The sequence below is a fragment of the Aeromonas sp. 600948 genome (assembly GCF_049174875.1).
In the GTDB taxonomy this organism is placed as follows: Bacteria; Pseudomonadota; Gammaproteobacteria; order Enterobacterales; family Aeromonadaceae; genus Aeromonas; species Aeromonas veronii_A.
Map to the genome: position 1 here is coordinate 36258 of NZ_JAAKTY010000009.1, position 16127 is coordinate 52384.

Below are 16127 nucleotides of genomic sequence, written 5' to 3' on the forward strand. Positions count from 1 at the left end.
CCCTTGGTTTTGTCAGGGGCTTTGGTTAGCATGCGCCCCATAAATTCAGTTTCGGAACAGTATCATGGCTTCACTGCACTACAAATTTGCCACCATGAATTCAGGCAAATCCACCCAGCTCATTCAGGCGCACTTCAACTATCTGGAGCGGGGCATGCATCCTCTGGCGATGACGCCAGCCATCGATGACCGTTTCGGGGTCGGGGTGATCAGTGCCCGGGTTGGCCTTGAACTGAAGGTGGACGTGTTCAGCGACAGCTGTGATCTGTTTGAAATGGTGAAAGCGCGCCATGCGAAGAAACATATCGATGTTTTCATCGTGGACGAGGCCCAGTTCCTGACCCGTGAGCAGGTCTACCAGCTGGCCCGCATCGTCGATGAGCAGGATATTCCGGTGATGGCCTATGGCCTCAAGACCGATTTTCGCGGTGAGCTGTTCCCCGGTTCCTACCATCTGCTCTGTCTGGCCGACAAGTTTGAAGAGCTGAAGAGCATCTGCTGGTGTGGCAACAAGGCTCACATGAACTCCCGGGTCAACGAAGCGGGGCAGGTGATGCGTGATGGCGAACAGGTGGAGATCGGCGGCAACGATCGCTATGTATCGCTTTGTCGCAAACACTATCTCGAAGGTCGGGCCTACAAGTAAGTCGGCTGCGATATTTGAATCGTCGAGCAGGGCGCCAATCTGGCGCCCTTTTTATTTTCCTGCTTGCTTCTCTGCGGTTCAGTCGATCTCGATATCCACCGGCGCAATGATGGGGTCGGCCACCGGCAGGCGTTGAAATAGCTGGCGAAAATGGTGCTGTACCCGGCCGATATCCACCAGCGACATGCCGGAGGCAAAACCGAACCAGACATAGAGGCCGGTGAGATCGCGAAACATCGGCGGCAAATAGCGGGGGGCGGCGATCAGCCCCTCCAGATAGTGTTGATAGAGTACCGGAATATCATCAAGCGTCACCTTGCCGACAAACAGCATTGGCAGGATCTCGGGCACCCCTTCCAGCACGGCGCTGCGGATAAAGTTGACCGTCTCCACATAGCCACGCACGTAGGAGAGATCCTTGGTAAAACAGGCGCCGCCGCCCACCATGCCGCCACGAAAGACCCGCTGGGTGATCTTGTAGGCGTCGTGCTCGCTGGTGCCCTGCTGTACGAAGTGCTTAAACACCTCGATAAAATCGGCGCCGCGCTCGGCCATGTCGATGGCCATCACCCGATCGGAGATGCGCTTGGCCCGATCCGGAAAGGAGCTGAAGGTGAGGGTCTCTATCAGGACAGCCAGCCCCTCCTGACAGGCGGTGATCCGCGGTGAACCGGCGCTCAGCCAAGTGGCATAGGGCTGCTGGCGACCGTTGAGGGTGGTGCCGACATGGACCCACCCCTCGTGCACCTCCAGCACCTGCAAGTCCAGCTCGGAGAAACGGGCGTGGGAGTTGAGCTTGATGTAGTCGCCACCGGCAGCGGCATCGGAGACAATCCCATCGCTCAGCTTCACCTGCACAGTGCCGTCACTGAAGTAGCTCGACAGCTTGCCCTGCAGTTTGGCGACCGCGGCCTCTCCTTCGAACTCCTTGGGGTAGGGGCGCACCAGATGGCGGGCGCCGGGCAGGGAGAAGATATCGCACAGGCGGGCGCCCAGCTCCTTGAGAGTCTTGCGATCCCCGCGCAGGTGATCGCTGGCAGAGCCATAAAGCAGCTGGCTGTAACGCTGAAAATCGGGTTGGCCGCGCTGGCGCAGCATCTCGATCACCACCATGTACTGATCGACCGTCTCTTGCAGGATCCGGCCAAGATCGTCCTGTGGCCCCAGTTTTCTGCGGATCCTGTCCCGCAGCTCCTTGAGTTCCAGATACTTGTTGCGCGGATCGAAGCCGAGGGGGAGGGCATCATAGAAGTGCCTGTCGATAGCGGGCAGCTCCCTGCCACCGCTTGCCAGAAAGCGATCCTGCAGATGGCGTGGCCATTTGATGGCATCCAGAATGCGGATGGGTTTTTGCAGGGTGAGCAGCTCATCCGAGAGTGATTTCAGATGAAGGCGATACTTTTCTTGGATAGTCATGGGGCCCCCTGTGGGGCAAGCGTCGTCGTGGATTTGGCTGAGTATATGCATAGCTCTTGCCAAAAAGAAGCGAGCCGCAGGGTTATTGGGTTGGCGTGCTTTTTGTTGATAGCAAATTGGTTTAGACTGCGCCCCTTGATCCCAATCTTGTCGTGGAAATGATGAATATCCCCAGCTCCGAAATGATAATGCGTTGGTTGCAACAGGCTCGTATCGAGCACTATGTCTGCGACCAGTGTCACGGTATCCACATTGTCTCTTTGCAGTCGGTCGATGGTATTCAGGAGAGCCGGATCTTCGTGGAAGAGGAAGGCCTGCTGTTCTCCTCCGAGCTGGAAGTGCGCCCCTCCGCAATGCTGCCGCTGGTTGCCGAACTGGGCCGACTCAATATGCAGTACCCCTCCCTCAAGGTGTTCCTCGATATCATCGATGACAACCTGCCGCGGCTGGTGGTCGGGCACACCGTCTTTACCAAGGCCGGACTCAGCGTCGAGCAGTTCCTGCTGTTCGTGCAAAGCACCATCGCTGCCACCCACGAACTGGTTGCCGAATGCGAACGTTCCGGCTTCCTCAACCTGCCGGAAATCCAGGTTGCACCGGAATCTGTGCATTAAGTGTTCGAACGGTTCGCCAGGTGAAAAAAGCCGTTGACGCGGGCGGGGCTTTCCCCTAAATTACGCCCCGTTCCAGCGCAACAGCGCAGCGAACACCGTGTTGGCTGAACACGTTAAACCACAGACCAAAATTTGGTGAGGTGTCCGAGTGGCTGAAGGAGCACGCCTGGAAAGTGTGTATACGGCAACGTATCGAGGGTTCGAATCCCTCCCTCACCGCCACATTGCAAAGCCCTGATGGAAACATCAGGGCTTTTTGCTTTCTGGCGCAATCCCCGCGTGGTTGCTGGCATAGGAATGCAAATCCTCATTGTTGATAGCCCAGCATCTGGCTGAACCTCTTGGGCAATCGTAGTGAAAAGCCTCGGTGACTTTGACGCCACGGCCAACCCATTGGTCGATCCTTTTAAAGTTTCCGCCCAATTCAGTAAAAGGGCCTCTCGCAAGAGAGGCCCTTTTCATTGCTCGCTGATTTGCCCTGCTCGGTACTTGAAAGGCATTCCGTGGTGATACGGGTTAATGCTCCACAGTCAGCGGATCCGGGGGCAGGTTCAGATGCTTGGTGATGGCCTGATAGAGCTGGGGGTAGTTATCGTCAAAATGGTGTCCTCCCGGCAGGGTGACGGTGGTGACGTTGGGTTGGTTGAGACGGGGGCAGAGGCGGTCGCCGTTATCGTCATCGGTTCCTTGCAGGCAGAGCATCGGCAGGTCGCGGATGGTTTTCACCTGCGGTTCGGTCGGGTAGCTGCGCACCTTGTGGGTCAGCATATCGCTGACGTGGATCTCGAAGTCCGAGCTGGTGGAGGGGGAGAGCATCACGGCCCCGACCAGCCCCTGACGATAGTGCTCCGGCAACCGGTTGATGACGAAGGGGACAATCTCGGCACCAAACGAGAAGCCTACCAGCAGCCAGTGAGGGCGCTGCCAGCGAGTCTGGTAATCATTGAGGATCCGCTCCAGATCGGCGGTCACCTGCTCCGGGGTTTTCTTCTTCCAGTAGTAGGTGAGGGAGCTCCAGCCCACGACCGGCATGCCGTTCAGCTGAAACTGGGCGCTCAGCCCCTTGTCGAGGGCCGCCCAGCCACCATCGCCGCTGAGAAAGATCACCATGGGGGTGTCGGATGACTGCTTGACCGGCAGCTCAATCAGGCTCAGGTCATCCTTGACCGGGGCGGCGTGCGCCGCAAAAGATGAAACGGGCAGTACGAGACTGAGTAACAGCAATATCAGGGCTCTCATTGGCCATCCTCCTATTTCTTGATCAGCCCTAGCGGGCCGCGGCTAATCAGGGTGATCAGGTGAGTCAGGGTTCTGGGCAGTACCAGCTTGCTGCTGCAGAGCAGGTAGCGGGGTTCCCAGCGGGGCGAAAATTTCTCCTTGTAGCGTCTGAGCCCCTGAAAGTTGTAAAAACGGCTGCCACGCACAAACAGGGTATTGCCAAGGCGGGCCCAGTAGCTGTTGAGCGGGTGATCGTTGAAGCCGGACATGGGGGCCATCCCCAGATTGAAGCTGGCGTACCCTTGCGCCTTGCCCCACAGCAGCAGTTCGACAAAGAGAAAATCCATGATGGGGGCGGTGCCGGTATCCAGGCTGTAGCGCATCAGATCGATGGAGAGCATCTCCTTGTTATCGCTCACCCAGAGGTTGGCAAAGCCGACGATCTGCCCCTCGTGCCACACCAGCGCAGCCGGGCTCAAGGTCAGGTAGTCAGGCTCGAAACGGCCGACCGAGAAACCCTTCTCCTTGCCCATTTTGCTCTGCAGCCAAGTATCGGAGACGGTCTGCAACCTAGGCAGCAGGGGGGCCACGGCGCTTGCCTCGACCACCTCGAAGGTCAACCCTTCCCGTTTGCCCTTGGCGTGGCTCTGGCGCAGGTTGCGCAGCCGGCTGCCAGCCAGATCGAAGGTGGCCAGATCGACCATCGCCTCTTCACCGAGCTTGAAGGGGATCAGCCCCAGCTCCAGATAGAGCGGAAGATAGCGGGCCGAGACCTGATAAAAGACCGGATTGGCGTCGTGCTCGTCGCATCGCTCGCGAAATTGCCAGAGCAGCTCTTCGATCTGCTCGGGGCGACCGACGGGATCCCCCATCACAATCCAGCTGTTGCCCTCGATGCCATACATCAGGAAGGCGTCGCCGGCGGGGTGGAATAGCAGGGACTTGTCCTGCAGCTGGGCCAGATAACCGTGGATCCCCCCTTCGCGAACCACCAGCTCGTGAGCGCGCGCCAGCGTCTCCTTGTCCGGTTTTTCACCGACCACGCGCAGCGGCGCAAGCAGCTGGGCAGCCCCGGCCACGGCCAGCACTGCCACCACGCTCCCCATGGCGCGCAGGCCGCGGGCAGCCCCGCCGTGGGGCGAGAAGTGGAACCAGAGGGCGTGGTCATACTCCACCTGACGATAGGAGAAGAGCAGCAGCCACAGTGCTCCCAGCAGCACGGCGCCGACCGAGATGAGCCAGCCCGGGGTGTACTGGGGATAGAGCAGCGATCCCTTGCGATAGAAGAGGGCGCTGCAGGGAGTCATGATGAGCAGGAAGCTGCCGAGCAGCAGGGCTGACTCCCAGTCTCCGCCCTTGAGCAGGGAGAAGGCGACACCCAGTGCCAGCAGCAGCTGGGTGATGCGAAACGCGGCGTCGTGACGGCGGTAGAGGCTGCGCGCCAGCAGGATCAGGAGGATACCGCTCACGCTGCCGAGCACGTGGGAGAGCTCCAGCAGATGGAGCGGCAGCACCTGCAACCACACTTCGATGTGGCTGCGCATGGTCGGGATCATGCCCGAGCAGAGCAGCAGGCTGCCGGCGGCAAAGGTGCCCATGCTGATAAGGGCAGGCAGAAATTCGCGCACCGCGCTCATCAGCCCCTGTAGCCGCTGCCAGCGCGCTTTTTGTTGCAGCATCTCCTGACTCGCAAAGAGCAGCAGGGCACAGAGAAAGGGAAGCAGATAATAGATGCAGCGGTAGAGTAGCAGCGAGGCGAGCAGCTTGTCGGCCGGCAGGTAGTGGGCCAGCAGCAGGCTCATACTTGCTTCGAACACGCCGATCCCGCCCGGCACGTGGGCCAGTACCCCGAGGAAGCTGGCCAGCACGAAGGCACTGAGCAGCACAGGGTAGGGGACGCTATCTGCAGGCAACAGCACAAACAGCACGGCGGCGGCGGCCATCCAGTCGGCCAGCGCGACTAGCAGTTGCAACAGACGTATCCGAAAGCCCGGCAGGGTCAGGGTGTGTTTCCGCAAAGAGAGATGTGGGGCGGGCCAGCAGAGGTAGCAGGCCACCAACAGCAGCGCCATAGCGCCAGCCAGATTGAGCAAGGTATCTGCCCATTGCGGCCAGTCAGGCAGCAACTGTGATGCATCGCAGGTCAGTAGGGCGCCACCTCCCCACGCTAGCAGGCCGAGGAAGAAGGTGATGGAGCAGAACAGCACCACGCGTGCCACTTCCCCGGTGGCGAGCCCCAGTGCGGAGTAAAGGCGATAGCGTACCGAGGTGCCGGTCAGCAGGGCAAATCCCAGGGTGTTGGAGAAGGTGTAGGCGATAAAGGAGGTAATGCTGACCTGTTGCCAGGGAAGGCGCTTGCCCAGCGCATGGAGCGCCAGCATGTCATAGCTGCAGAGGCAACCATAACTGAGCAGGGTCAGCAGCAGGGCGCCCGCCAGTCGCGGCAGGGGTTGGGACCAGATGGCCACACGAATATCGTGCCAGTGCCATGCCTGAGTCAGGTGATACAGCACGGTCAGTGCGGTGCCGAGCAGCAGCAAGCTGCACAAGGGGCCGAGCCATTTAAGCAGATGACGCCACATGCCATGTTCCTGTGGTCATTGACCGTTTCCCGCAAAGGGGGAGCCGGGTCGTGGATCCGGTTTGGACGAGGGAGGCGCTCGTCAGGAAAATTTCGGGAAGAGATGGAAAGGGAGGCGTCAGCCTCCCTCTGTGATATCCAGTGACCGGTTGGATCACTAGGTTTTCGGCGCGACTTTGACGGCAGGAGTCTTGGCGTGAGTGGTTTTATGGTGTTTTTTCACCACCTTGGTCTGGGTCGCCTGCGGTGTGGCTGTCTTGGTCGGGGTGGCCGCCATGGTGAAACCGGAAGTGAGGGCGAAGACGGCTGCCAGGGTCAGAGGAATGATCTTTTTCATGTTCAATTTCCTTATTCGGGTTGATGTTATGGAGCGTTCTCCATGACAGTCATCCTATGACGGTAGCAGCGGCCCTTCAGTGAGCGGTTGGTGACGGTTTGTATCCAAATGTACAGGCAGGGTGAGGCAGAAGCGGGCTCCCTTGGCGGCGGGAAGCAATGCCACATCACCACCATGGTGGAGCGCTATGCTGCGCACAATGGCGAGCCCCAGCCCGGTGCCGCCGGTGCGGCGATCCCGACTCTGATCAAGACGCACGAACGGCTCGAAGATCTGGGGCGCCAGCGCCGGATCGATCCCCGGCCCATTGTCGCTCACCTCCAGCAAATAGTTCTCCTGCAGCCGCGAGATGGAGAGGGTAACCTCCCTCTCGGCGTAGCGCAGGGCATTGCCGATGAGGTTCTCCACCGCGCGCGTCAGCAGACGCTGATCGCCGCACCAGGGCATCTTGATGGGAGGCAGAGCGAGGGTCAGATGTTTCTCCGGCCGCAACGCTTGCCAGTCGCCGAGGTGATGCTCTGCCCAACTGCCGAGCTCCAGTTCATCCCGCTGCAGCGGAAGCTCCGGCCTGTCCAGCTTGGCGTAGGTCAGCATCTCTTCGATAAGCGAGTCCAGCGCGCCCAGATCCCGCTCCAGTGCTCGCTGCTCTTCTGCGGCAGGGGCAGGATCGAGCATGGCAAGCCGATAGCGCAATCTGACCAGCGGGGTACGCAGCTCATGGGCGATGGCATCGGTCAGCTGCTTGCGACTGGTGAGCATGGCTTGCAGCTGGGCGGTCATCTGATCGAAGGTAAGCCCCACCCGGGCCAGACTGCTGCCCGGTGGCAGATTGGTTCGGCAGGAGAGATCCCCATCGCCTACGCGACGTGCGGTTTGCTCCAACTGCTGCAAGCCGCGCCAGTGGGGACGCAACCACAGAAGGATGGGCAGGCCGAGGGATAGGCCGATCACCAGCAACAGCCCTACATCGACCCAGTGCAGCTCATGCAGGTAGGAGAGGTAGGGGACAGGGCCGACAATCAGCACCCGATCGGTATCGGGGATGCGCTGCAGGAAGGTGTCATCCTCCTCGACGATGACAATGTTGCCGGCGGCCAGAAAGGCCTGATCCTCGCTGGCCAAGGGCTGGCGTGTCAGCTCGCCGATCTTGAGGGGGAGGGTAAACTGACTGCTCTGCTCGGCCAGTCGATCGGGCCAGCGCTCGGGTGGAGTTCTTGCCAACTCGCCGGTCAACAGGCCAAGAGAGCCCTGCATCATGCGTTCGAGATAGCGATCACCCGCCCGTTCGGCGGTCACCTGATAGACCACGCCAACCAGCAGGATGGCCAGCGTGAAACAGCCGATCAACAACAGATAGAACTGGATAAAGAGGCGGCGCATGGCGGTGCTCCCGAAAGAGGGTTATGCCCAGGCGTGGGGGACGAAGAGGTAACCTTTCTGGCGCACCGTCTTGATCCGGGTCGGGTTGTCGTGGTTATCACCCAGTTTGCGGCGCAGGCGGGAGATGGCCACATCCATGCTGCGATCCTGGCCGTCGTACTCCCGGCCGCGCAAGCTGCGAAAGAGGGCTTCCCGACTCAAGATTTGGCCCGCGTGGCAGGCGAGCTCCCACAGCAGATCAAAGTCGGCGGTCGAGAGAGCAATGCTCTCGCCATCGAGGCGCACATCTCGCCCCGGACCATCCACCCGCAGCAGACCAAATTGCAGTTGCTGGGGAACGCTGCTGGTGGCGGCCGGTTGGGTTGATGCTTGCTGGTGTTGGCGAAACTGCACCCGAAGTCGGGCCAGTAGCACGGGGGGCGGGGTGGTTTTAAGGATGTAGTCGTTGGCGCCCAGTTCCAGACTCAGGATCTGGTTCATGTCGCTATCCAGCGAGGTGAGCATTACGATGGGGCCGTCGAAGCGTGGCCGAAGATCCCGACAGAGGGACATGCCATCTTGCCCCGGCAACATGATATCGAGCAGCACCAGATCGGGCTGTTCGGCCTCGATTCGGGCCAGCGCCATGTCCCCTCTGGGCTCGAGGATCACGTCCATATCGTGGCGACCGAGCCAACTGCTGATGAGCTGGCCAATCTCGGGATCATCTTCGACAAAAAGAATGCGTTGCATAGAAAAGCTCCAACGGAAAGCAGGAGAGAAGAAGAGCGATCAGCATATCAATGGCGCTTGGGAAATACAGAAAAAGAACCGGGCAGGCTGATGTGTGGGGGAGAGTGGCTGTGTGTATCGATGAGGAGGCGCACATCGTGACAAATGGGCGGAGCCGCGTTTATCGATCTGGAGGATGATGGCCTTGCAGACAAGGTAAGGTGCTGTCGAGCGCAAAAACAAAAAAACCGGCCAAGGCCGGTTTTTCGCGGAGCAGACCAGAAGGTCACTGCTCCAAGTCGATGGACACCACCTTGCGGCGATTATCGACAAAATAATGGGGTGGCTGATGGGGCTCGAACCCACGACAACCGGAATCACAATCCGGGACTCTACCAACTGAGCTACAGCCACCACTAAAATCTTCATCAACACTCGCCAATCCAGAAGAAAAGGAGAGTATCAATGGCGCGCCCTGCAGGATTCGAACCTGCGACCCACGGCTTAGAAGGCCGTTGCTCTATCCAACTGAGCTAAGGGCGCTTTGTATCAACTCGTCTTGATGACGAGTTGATGAACATGGTCGGTGATAAAGGATTCGAACCTTTGACCCTCTGGTCCCAAACCAGATGCGCTACCGGGCTGCGCTAATCACCGAAAATCCCTGACCAGCATATCGACAAGAGTCGTGCTGGGCAACGGGCGGGCATCATAGCCAAGCGTAAGGGCCAGCGTCAACGACTTTTTCCCCCAGTAAATTCAAGTGCCTACTTATTGCCCGCTACAGGTATGGCGTGCGTCTGCCGCTAACATCCCGGCTAAAAAAATGCGACAATGCGCGGCAGTTGAACACATGGTGAGTGGAGAACGATGTCTGCCAAAATCATAGATGGAAAACAGGTTGCGCAAACGATTCGCAGCCAGGTCGCGGCGCAAGTCCAACAGCGGTTGGCGGCAGGGAAACGGGCTCCAGGGCTGGCAGTCATTCTGGTGGGGGCGGATCCCGCCTCTCAGGTCTATGTCGGCAGCAAGCGTCGGGCATGTGAGGAGGTGGGGTTTCTCTCCCGCTCCTATGATCTGAGTGCAACCGCCAGTCAGGAAGAGTTGCTGGCGCTGATCGACCAGTTGAATGCGGATAGCCACGTAGATGGCATTCTGGTTCAGCTGCCGTTGCCGGATCACTTTGATACCACTCAGGTGCTGGAGCGGATCCAGCCTGACAAGGATGTAGATGGATTTCACCCGTATAACGTCGGCCGTCTGGCCCAACGTATTCCGGCGCTGCGCCCCTGCACTCCGAAAGGGATCATGACGCTGATTGAAACCACCGGTGTCAAAACCCATGGTTTGCACGCCGTTGTGGTCGGTGCTTCCAACATCGTCGGGCGTCCCATGACCCTCGAATTGTTGCTGGCGGGCTGCACAACCACGACCTGTCACCGTTTTACGCGGGATCTGGAAGAGCAGGTACGCCGTGCCGATCTGCTGGTTGTTGCGGTCGGCAAGCCCAACTTCATACCTGGCGAGTGGATCAAACCGGGGGCATTGGTGATCGATGTGGGCATCAACCGCCTGGCTGATGGCTCGCTGGTCGGGGATGTAGAGTTTGAGACGGCGCGCAGCCATGCCTCCTTCATTACCCCGGTACCCGGTGGCGTGGGCCCGATGACGGTCGCCAGCCTGATGGAAAATACCCTGATCGCCTGCAGTGAATATCACGACTGATCATGGTTGGTGATAACCCTGTGATCCCGTGAGGAGGCAGGGTTGGCCAGAAATCTGACAATAAAAAACCGGTTGCTCAGAGAGGAACCGGTTTTTTATTTATCCAACGAGTGTTATTTACATATTTTGTGCTTCGTTTGGCACAATCACAGAAGCGTGATTTCCTTTCGGCCCCTGTTGCAGTTCAAAATTGACAGCCTGACCCGCTTTCAGGGTCTTGTAGCCCTCCATTTGAATCGTGGAGTAGTGAGCGAAGATATCCTCACCGCCCCCTTCCGGACAGATAAACCCAAATCCTTTTGCGTTGTTAAACCACTTAACTGTGCCGGTTGCCATACTTCTACATCCTTTTATTGATTACCCAGAAGTCGTTGAGTAACCTGCGCCAGCCCTTTATAACTAGGGACATGGGCCCATAGCAGACGGGCACAGATTAGCAAGTAACCAATCTAGTCTAACTTTTGAGCGAGTCAAGAAGTTGTTAACAGCTGATGTGATCTGGTTAACAAGTCTATTGACAACCTTGTGTTAGACGGTAGTAATCTAGAGGTACCAAAGCGCGATTATGAGCAAGCAGAAAGAACTCTTTGCTAATGAAGAGATTGCAGAAGCAGAGAAAACAAAGCTGCAGCCGCCACCCATGTATAAGGTTGTGTTGAACAACGATGACTACACGCCCATGGAGTTTGTGGTGGAGGTGCTGCAAAAGTTCTTTGGTATGGATTTGGACAAGGCGACTCAGGTCATGCTGAGTGTGCATTATAGTGGTAAGGGTGTCTGCGGCATGTTTACCGCAGAGATCGCCGAAACCAAGGTTGTCCAAGTCAACACCTATGCACGTAACAACGAACATCCACTGCTCTGTACTATGGAAAAGGCTTGAATCTGATGACTTGATGGCGAGTGTGACACCACATTGTAGCTGTACTAGGGGAGGTGCCTATGTTGAATAAAGATCTAGAAAAGACGCTGAACGAGGCTTTCAAACTGGCCCGTGACGAGCGCCACGAATTCATGACCGTCGAGCACCTGTTGTTAGCCCTTCTGGATAACAGTTCAGCCCATGAGGCGCTGAGCTCTTGTGGTGCCGATGTTGAGCAGATGCGCAAGGAGATCCGCGCATTCATCACCCAAACTACTCCGCTCATACCGCGCGACGATGAAGATCGGGAAACCCAGCCGACTTTGGGCTTCCAGCGCGTGTTGCAGCGTGCAGTCTTCCATGTGCAATCCTCCGGCAATACCGAAGTCAGTGGTGCCAACGTGCTGGTCGCTATCTTCAGTGAACAGGAGTCACAAGCTGCCTATTTCCTGAAAAAAGCCGAGATCAGCCGTCTCGACGTCGTCAATTTCCTCTCCCACGGGGTGCGCAAGGATAACAAGCCGGATCTCGGCAGCAATAACAATCCCGAGTCTGATGATGATGTTTCGGCCGCCCAGATCGAAAGCTTTGCCACCAACCTGAACCAGCTGGTGCTGGAAGGGCGCATCGATCCGCTGATTGGTCGTGATCAGGAGCTCAACCGTACCATTCAGGTGCTCTGCCGCCGTCGCAAGAACAACCCGCTGCTGGTGGGTGAAGCGGGCGTGGGTAAAACCGCCATTGCCGAAGGGTTGGCCTATCGCATCGTCAAGGGGGATGTCCCCGAGGTGATTGCGGGCAGTACCATCTATTCGCTGGATATGGGTTCTCTTCTGGCGGGCACCAAATACCGTGGTGATTTCGAGAAGCGCCTCAAGGTATTGCTCAAGCAGATTGAGCGTCAGGAAGGGGCCATCCTCTTTATCGACGAGATCCACACCATCATCGGTGCCGGTGCGGCATCCGGTGGTCAGCTGGATGCAGCCAACCTGATCAAGCCGCTGCTCTCCAATGGTTTGCTCCGCTGTGTGGGATCCACCACTTATCAGGAGTATGCCCAGATCTTCGAGAAAGACCGTGCGCTGGCCCGTCGCTTCCAGAAGATCGATATTGTCGAGCCGACTATCGATGACACCACTCGCATCCTGATGGGGCTCAAGAGTCGCTATGAAGCCCACCACGGCGTGCGCTATACCGCCAAGGCGATCCGTGCAGCTGCCGAGCTTTCTGCCAAGTACATCAATGATCGTCACTTGCCCGACAAGGCGATCGATGTGATCGATGAGGCGGGTGCCGGTCAACGGTTGCTGCCGGCGAGCAAGCGCAAGAAAGTGATCAATGTGCAGGAAATTGAGTCCATTGTGGCCAAGATCGCCCGCATTCCGGAAAAATCAGTCTCCTCTTCAGATAAAGAAGTACTGAAGAACTTGGAACGCAATCTGAAGATGGTGGTCTTTGGTCAGGATAAAGCCATCGAGGTGCTGACCGATGCGATTCGCCTCTCTCGTTCAGGTTTGGGTAACGAGCGTCGCCCGGTTGGTTGCTTCCTCTTTGCTGGTCCGACCGGGGTGGGTAAGACCGAGGTCACCCAGCAGCTTGGCAAGGCGCTGGGTGTCGAGATGCTGCGCTTTGATATGTCCGAGTACATGGAACGCCACACCGTATCTCGTCTGATTGGTGCGCCTCCCGGCTATGTTGGTTTTGAGCAGGGTGGTCTGCTGACTGATGCGGTGATCAAGCATCCTCATTCCGTTGTGTTGCTTGACGAAATTGAGAAAGCTCACCCGGACGTATTCAATCTGCTGTTGCAGGTGATGGACAACGGCACCCTGACCGATAACAACGGGCGCAAGGCGGATTTCCGTAACGTCATTTTGGTGATGACTACCAACGCCGGTGTGCAGGAGACCCAACGCAAATCGATTGGCTTCCAGCAACAGGATTTGAGCCACGATGCCATGGCGGTGATCAACAAGACCTTCAGTCCGGAGTTTCGTAACCGGCTTGATCACACCATCTGGTTCAACCATCTCGATATGACGGTGATCCATCAGGTGGTCGACAAGTTCATTGTCGAATTGCAGGTTCAACTGGATGCGAAGGGAGTTTCTCTCGAGGTGTCCGAGCGTGCCCGCCACTGGTTGGCAGAGAAGGGATATGACAGAGCCATGGGCGCCAGACCGATGGGGCGGGTGATCCAGGAGCACCTCAAGAAACCCCTGGCCAACGAGATCCTGTTCGGTTCACTGGTTGACGGGGGAATTGTGAAGGTTGAGTTGGTAAATGACAGCCTCAGCTTTGATTTTCAGGTCAATGTTGAAGCTGTTTCCCACTAAGCGTCAGTGATCAGAAAACGACAAAAAACCCCAACCGAAAGGTTGGGGTTTTTTGCTGAATTCCTGGCTTAGCGAGAGCGGAAAACAATACGTCCCTTGGAGAGATCGTAGGGAGTCAGTGCTACCGTTACTTTGTCTCCAGTCAGGATACGAATGTAGTTTTTGCGCATCTTGCCTGAAATATGAGCGATAACCACGTGACCATTCTCCAGTTCCACACGGAACATGGTATTGGGCAGGGTTTCGAGAATAGTGCCCTGCATCTCAATACTGTCTTCTTTAGCCATTGAATCCTCTTGATAAGCCACAACAAAAAACCGCTGGATCATGCCGGATTTAAGGCTATGTGTAAAGTTTACTCGGGCTTGGTGTCGATATTTTTCCATTCCCCCTGAATTAACAGCTCGTGAGGGAGGTAATTGCGTTTGTAATTCATCTTGCGACACGCCTCTACCAGATAGCCAAGATAGAGCCAGCTTCGCCCGGTTCTCCTGGCCAGATCGAGCTGGCAGAGGATGGCAAAGGTGCCCAGGGAGCGATCGGCATAATCCGGATCGAAGAAGGTGTACATGGCACTCAAGGAGTGGGGCAGCAGGTCTGTGGTGGCGACACCGATCAGGTGGCCATCTTTGCGCATCTCCAGGTAGAGCGGCGGCATCCAGTCACAATGGAGAAACCCGCGATACTGGCTGCGGTTGGGGGGATACATGCTGCCATCGTGATGGCGTTCGCGGATATAGCGTTCGTAGAGCAGGTAATACTCGGGCTTGTCATCGTAGCTCAGGACGATCTCGATATCCCTGTTGAGCTGGCGGATCCGCTTCTGGCCGCGGCTGGGACGAAAGCGTTCGCTGTGAATACGAAGGGACTGGCAGGCATGGCACGCCGGGCAGTGGGGGCGATAGATGTCGTTGCCACTGCGGCGAAAACCGGCAGTCAACAATCGCTCGTAACCGTTGGCGTTGAGCAGATTGTGATCCATGAGCACCAGCAACTGCTCCTGTTCATGATCCAGATAACTGCAGGGATGCTTGGGAGTCAGCCCTACTTTGAGGATCACTTCTTCAGTCATAAGCTGATCTCCCCCTCTTGCCAGCAGGAAGCCAACAGTGGTTGATGGCCAAGGCGCGCCAGCTCTGCCAGAAAACGGGCCCTTGGCCACTCCTCGATACCCAGGGTCGCCAGAAACGGGTTCTGCATCTGGCAATCGATGAGGGCGCCGTGATGGCGGGCGAAGTGGCGACAGAGTGCCACCATGGCAAGTTTGGCGCCGTTATCAATCCGGCTGAACATGGATTCACCGCAAAACAGTCGGCCGATAGAGAGGCCATACAGTCCCGCTTGCAGCTCTCCCTCCTGCCAGATCTCGATAGAGTGGGCATGACCCAGCCGGTGCAACTGCTGGTAGGCCTCGATCATGGGTTGGCTGATCCAGGTGCCATCGGCAGTGCGACGAGGGGCGGCGCAGGCGGTAATGACTTCATTAAAGGCGCGATTGACGGAAATATCGAATGGGGTACGGCGGATAATCTTCTGCAGTGTCCGTCCCACATGGAGTTGGTCTGGGCGGATCACTCCGCGGGGGTCCGGTGACCACCACAGGGTCGGCTGGTGGGGTTCATTCCACGGGAAGATCCCCTTGTGGTAAGCTGCCAGCAATCTGGCAGGGGAGAGATCTCCGCCGATCGCCAGCAAGCCGTTGGGCTCTTCCAGCGCATGGCTGGGGTCGGGAAACCAGCAAAGCTCATCATCCAGTTGGGTAAGATAGCGAGACATAAGGCAACGAGGTTCATAGATGAAGGCCATTATCCTGATAGTATCCAGCTTGCTCTGCTTTGTCACGGCGCCCGCCGGGGCGGAGGTCTACCAGCGCAATACCGCGCGGCCGGTCAATCTGGTGGTGTTTGGTCAGGTCGAAACGGTGCGCAATATTACCCAGCGCCAGATCCTGGAGTCAGAGCACTCTGGCTGGAAGACGCTGGGGGGGGCTGTGTTGGGCGGCCTGCTGGGGAACCAGTTTGGTGGCGGTCATGGCCGTGAAATCGCCACCGCCGTCGGCGCGCTCGCAGGTGCTGCGGCTGCGCAGCAATACCAGTCCGAGGGAACCGTGGTGGAAAACAAGTTGGTGGAGCTGCTGATCCGCAACGAGCAAAATGCCCTTATCAACGTGATCCAGGATTATGATCCCGCCATGGTCTTTGCCAATGGGGACAAGGTGCGCATTCTCTACTTCGATGATGGGGTGCGAGTCGACAAGACTTACTGACTTTCGATAGTCATGGTGATGGGGAGACTGTGGCA

General features: G+C 57.6%; 16 protein-coding genes and 4 tRNA genes. 7 read left to right on the forward strand and 13 right to left on the reverse strand.

The features are described 5' to 3' along the window. Positions 1–64 precede the first annotated feature (64 nt). The gene (locus G5182_RS09700; RefSeq protein WP_005351181.1) at positions 65–646 is read left to right on the forward strand and encodes a thymidine kinase; all 582 of its coding nucleotides are present in this window, start codon (positions 65–67) and stop codon (positions 644–646) included. Positions 647–724: 78 nt separating this feature from the next. Here G5182_RS09700 and G5182_RS09705 read toward each other — a convergent pair whose 3' ends face one another. Next, the gene (locus G5182_RS09705; protein WP_216953395.1) at positions 725–2062 is read right to left on the reverse strand and encodes a flavohemoglobin expression-modulating QEGLA motif protein; all 1338 of its coding nucleotides are present in this window, start codon (positions 2060–2062) and stop codon (positions 725–727) included. A 158-nt stretch (positions 2063–2220) separates the two neighbouring features. On the opposite strand from G5182_RS09705, the gene G5182_RS09710 reads away from it, so the two are divergent. Further along, complete coding sequence (locus G5182_RS09710) at positions 2221–2676, forward strand: YbjN domain-containing protein (protein WP_005337119.1); 456 nt, start codon at positions 2221–2223, stop codon at positions 2674–2676. A gap of 134 nt (positions 2677–2810) precedes the next feature. Next, positions 2811–2898: transfer RNA gene (locus G5182_RS09715), tRNA-Ser, on the forward strand. Positions 2899–3192: 294 nt separating this feature from the next. Here the strand turns inward: G5182_RS09715 and G5182_RS09720 are convergent. From G5182_RS09720 to G5182_RS09755, 8 genes are all read right to left on the reverse strand, one after another. After that, on the reverse strand, positions 3193–3915 hold the full coding sequence (locus G5182_RS09720; RefSeq protein WP_216953396.1) for a virulence factor: 723 nt from the start codon (positions 3913–3915) through the stop codon (positions 3193–3195). Positions 3916–3926: 11 nt separating this feature from the next. Beyond that, positions 3927–6476 (reverse strand): bifunctional lysylphosphatidylglycerol flippase/synthetase MprF, encoded by a 2550-nt coding sequence (mprF, locus tag G5182_RS09725; protein ID WP_227342580.1) that lies wholly within the window; start codon positions 6474–6476, stop codon positions 3927–3929. Positions 6477–6632: 156 nt separating this feature from the next. Continuing rightward, the gene (locus G5182_RS09730; protein ID WP_227342582.1) at positions 6633–6812 is read right to left on the reverse strand and encodes a hypothetical protein; all 180 of its coding nucleotides are present in this window, start codon (positions 6810–6812) and stop codon (positions 6633–6635) included. Between the two features lie 54 nt (positions 6813–6866). Beyond that, on the reverse strand, positions 6867–8192 hold the full coding sequence (gene rstB, locus G5182_RS09735) for a two-component system sensor histidine kinase RstB (RefSeq protein WP_227342585.1): 1326 nt from the start codon (positions 8190–8192) through the stop codon (positions 6867–6869). A gap of 21 nt (positions 8193–8213) precedes the next feature. Then, a complete protein-coding gene (gene rstA, locus G5182_RS09740; RefSeq protein ID WP_227342586.1) occupies positions 8214–8924 on the reverse strand; it encodes a two-component system response regulator RstA in 711 nt (236 codons plus the stop codon). Positions 8925–9241: 317 nt separating this feature from the next. Then, positions 9242–9317: transfer RNA gene (locus tag G5182_RS09745), tRNA-His, on the reverse strand. Positions 9318–9369: 52 nt separating this feature from the next. Next, a tRNA-Arg gene (locus tag G5182_RS09750) sits at positions 9370–9446 on the reverse strand. Between the two features lie 37 nt (positions 9447–9483). Continuing rightward, a tRNA-Pro gene (locus G5182_RS09755) sits at positions 9484–9560 on the reverse strand. Positions 9561–9773: 213 nt separating this feature from the next. Between G5182_RS09755 and folD the strand changes: the two genes are divergently transcribed. Then, positions 9774–10628, forward strand: a complete 855-nt coding sequence (folD, locus tag G5182_RS09760) for a bifunctional methylenetetrahydrofolate dehydrogenase/methenyltetrahydrofolate cyclohydrolase FolD (protein WP_005337113.1) — start codon at positions 9774–9776, stop codon at positions 10626–10628. Between the two features lie 117 nt (positions 10629–10745). On the opposite strand, the gene cspD is transcribed toward folD, so the two are convergent. After that, a complete protein-coding gene (gene cspD / locus G5182_RS09765; RefSeq protein WP_005300025.1) occupies positions 10746–10964 on the reverse strand; it encodes a cold shock-like protein CspD in 219 nt (72 codons plus the stop codon). Positions 10965–11193: 229 nt separating this feature from the next. Here cspD and clpS point away from each other — a divergent pair, with 229 nt between their 5' ends. Both clpS and clpA read left to right on the forward strand, forming a co-directional pair. Continuing rightward, positions 11194–11511 carry an ATP-dependent Clp protease adapter ClpS gene (gene clpS / locus G5182_RS09770; RefSeq protein WP_005337111.1) on the forward strand — a complete coding sequence of 106 codons (318 nt, stop codon included), beginning with the start codon at positions 11194–11196 and terminating at the stop codon, positions 11509–11511. A 59-nt stretch (positions 11512–11570) separates the two neighbouring features. Then, positions 11571–13826, forward strand: coding sequence for an ATP-dependent Clp protease ATP-binding subunit ClpA (gene clpA, locus G5182_RS09775; RefSeq protein WP_100653551.1), 2256 nt, complete (start codon positions 11571–11573; stop codon positions 13824–13826). A gap of 68 nt (positions 13827–13894) precedes the next feature. Here clpA and infA read toward each other — a convergent pair whose 3' ends face one another. The 3 genes from infA to aat all read right to left on the reverse strand — a co-directional run bounded on the left by infA (position 13895) and on the right by aat (position 15602). Continuing rightward, positions 13895–14113, reverse strand: coding sequence for a translation initiation factor IF-1 (gene infA, locus G5182_RS09780; protein ID WP_005300033.1), 219 nt, complete (start codon positions 14111–14113; stop codon positions 13895–13897). A 68-nt stretch (positions 14114–14181) separates the two neighbouring features. Next, positions 14182–14898 carry an arginyltransferase gene (locus G5182_RS09785; RefSeq protein WP_227342588.1) on the reverse strand — a complete coding sequence of 239 codons (717 nt, stop codon included), beginning with the start codon at positions 14896–14898 and terminating at the stop codon, positions 14182–14184. Continuing rightward, a complete protein-coding gene (aat, locus tag G5182_RS09790) occupies positions 14895–15602 on the reverse strand; it encodes a leucyl/phenylalanyl-tRNA--protein transferase (protein WP_042080501.1) in 708 nt (235 codons plus the stop codon). The genes G5182_RS09785 and aat overlap by 4 nt, the downstream gene beginning before the upstream one ends. Positions 15603–15621: 19 nt before the next feature. Between aat and G5182_RS09795 the strand changes: the two genes are divergently transcribed. Beyond that, positions 15622–16092, forward strand: coding sequence for a glycine zipper 2TM domain-containing protein (locus G5182_RS09795; protein ID WP_227342589.1), 471 nt, complete (start codon positions 15622–15624; stop codon positions 16090–16092). Positions 16093–16127: the final 35 nt, after the last annotated feature.

Coding starts and splice junctions, on each gene's coding strand:
- G5182_RS09700 (WP_005351181.1), top strand. CDS start 65: ATGGCTTCACTGCACTACAAATTTGCCACCATGAATTCAGGCAAATCC.
- G5182_RS09705 (WP_216953395.1), bottom strand. CDS start 2,062: ATGACTATCCAAGAAAAGTATCGCCTTCATCTGAAATCACTCTCGGAT.
- G5182_RS09710 (WP_005337119.1), top strand. CDS start 2,221: ATGATGAATATCCCCAGCTCCGAAATGATAATGCGTTGGTTGCAACAG.
- G5182_RS09720 (WP_216953396.1), bottom strand. CDS start 3,915: ATGAGAGCCCTGATATTGCTGTTACTCAGTCTCGTACTGCCCGTTTCA.
- mprF (WP_227342580.1), bottom strand. CDS start 6,476: ATGTGGCGTCATCTGCTTAAATGGCTCGGCCCCTTGTGCAGCTTGCTG.
- G5182_RS09730 (WP_227342582.1), bottom strand. CDS start 6,812: ATGAAAAAGATCATTCCTCTGACCCTGGCAGCCGTCTTCGCCCTCACT.
- rstB (WP_227342585.1), bottom strand. CDS start 8,192: ATGCGCCGCCTCTTTATCCAGTTCTATCTGTTGTTGATCGGCTGTTTC.
- rstA (WP_227342586.1), bottom strand. CDS start 8,924: ATGCAACGCATTCTTTTTGTCGAAGATGATCCCGAGATTGGCCAGCTC.
- folD (WP_005337113.1), top strand. CDS start 9,774: ATGTCTGCCAAAATCATAGATGGAAAACAGGTTGCGCAAACGATTCGC.
- cspD (WP_005300025.1), bottom strand. CDS start 10,964: ATGGCAACCGGCACAGTTAAGTGGTTTAACAACGCAAAAGGATTTGGG.
- clpS (WP_005337111.1), top strand. CDS start 11,194: ATGAGCAAGCAGAAAGAACTCTTTGCTAATGAAGAGATTGCAGAAGCA.
- clpA (WP_100653551.1), top strand. CDS start 11,571: ATGTTGAATAAAGATCTAGAAAAGACGCTGAACGAGGCTTTCAAACTG.
- infA (WP_005300033.1), bottom strand. CDS start 14,113: ATGGCTAAAGAAGACAGTATTGAGATGCAGGGCACTATTCTCGAAACC.
- G5182_RS09785 (WP_227342588.1), bottom strand. CDS start 14,898: ATGACTGAAGAAGTGATCCTCAAAGTAGGGCTGACTCCCAAGCATCCC.
- aat (WP_042080501.1), bottom strand. CDS start 15,602: ATGTCTCGCTATCTTACCCAACTGGATGATGAGCTTTGCTGGTTTCCC.
- G5182_RS09795 (WP_227342589.1), top strand. CDS start 15,622: ATGAAGGCCATTATCCTGATAGTATCCAGCTTGCTCTGCTTTGTCACG.